This is a genomic window from Bradyrhizobium sp. PRIMUS42, from assembly GCF_023006515.1.
Taxonomy (GTDB): Bacteria; Pseudomonadota; Alphaproteobacteria; order Rhizobiales; family Xanthobacteraceae; genus Bradyrhizobium.
Window position 1 is genome coordinate 1 of record NZ_JALBGZ010001263.1, and the last position, 991, is coordinate 991.

Annotated in this window: 1 protein-coding gene; it reads right to left on the bottom strand. The window is 66.1% G+C overall.

Features of this window, described 5'->3' with window-relative positions:
• Positions 1-991 (bottom strand): lytic transglycosylase domain-containing protein (locus tag MOV75_RS39555; protein WP_247008268.1); only part of this gene is annotated, 991 nt, incomplete at both ends.

Genomic DNA, 991 nt, shown 5'->3' on the forward strand with positions numbered 1-991 from the left:
CCTGGCGCGGCCAGGGCTGCACGAAGGGTTGCCCGCCGCGCAGGCGGTCGGCGAAATGGCCGATCGCCAGCGCATAGGCCTCGGCCGGATTGTACTTCATGATGACGCGGTAATTCTGCAGCATCAGGAAGCCGGGGCCTTGCGCGCCCGCCGGCGCCAGCAGATAGGCCTTCTCGGCCGGATGCGGGAACGGCTGGCCCGTCGGGCGCTTCAGCCCGAGCTTCTCCCATTGCGCGATCGTCATCGCCTTGGCGCGATCGGCCAGCATGTAGTTGAATCCCTGGGGCACCACGACCTCAAAGCCCCAGGTCTGACCGGCCTGCCAACCGTCTTTCTTCAGATTGTTGGCGGTCGAGGCGATCAGGTCAGTGGGATTGTCGACGACGTCGCGCCTGCCGTCACCGTCGCCATCGACGGCAAAGCGCTTGAACGCAGTCGGCATGAACTGGGTCGGGCCGAAGGCGCCGGCCCAGGAGCCGCGCATCTGCTCCGGTCTGAGGTCGCCGCGGTTGACGATCTCCAGCGCGGACAGGAACTCGTCCTTGAAATAGGCCTGGCGGCGGCCGATGCAGGCGAGCGTGGCGGTCGATTGCAGCACGCTGCGGTCGCCCATCTGCGTCGAGTAATTGGACTCGATGCCCCAGATCGAGGCGATGATGTAGCGGTCGACGCCGGTGGCCTTTTCGGTGGCGTCGAACTGCGCCTTGTATTTGGCGAGGACCTCGCGGCCCTTGGCGAGGCGGTTGTCGTTCACGAGGATGTCGAGATAGTCCCAGATCGACTTGGTGAACTCCGGCTGCGAGTCCATCAGGTCCATGATGCGCAGGTCGGGCGAGAGCCCGGCCGTGAAGCGCTGAAAATTCTCCTGCGTGACGCCGCGTCGTGCGGCATCCGGCCACATCCCGGCAACGCAATTGCCAAAATTGCCGGCGGCCTCGCGGATCGCCGCGGCCGTCATCAGCGGATGGCCCGAAGCGCCGTCCTCGCCGCT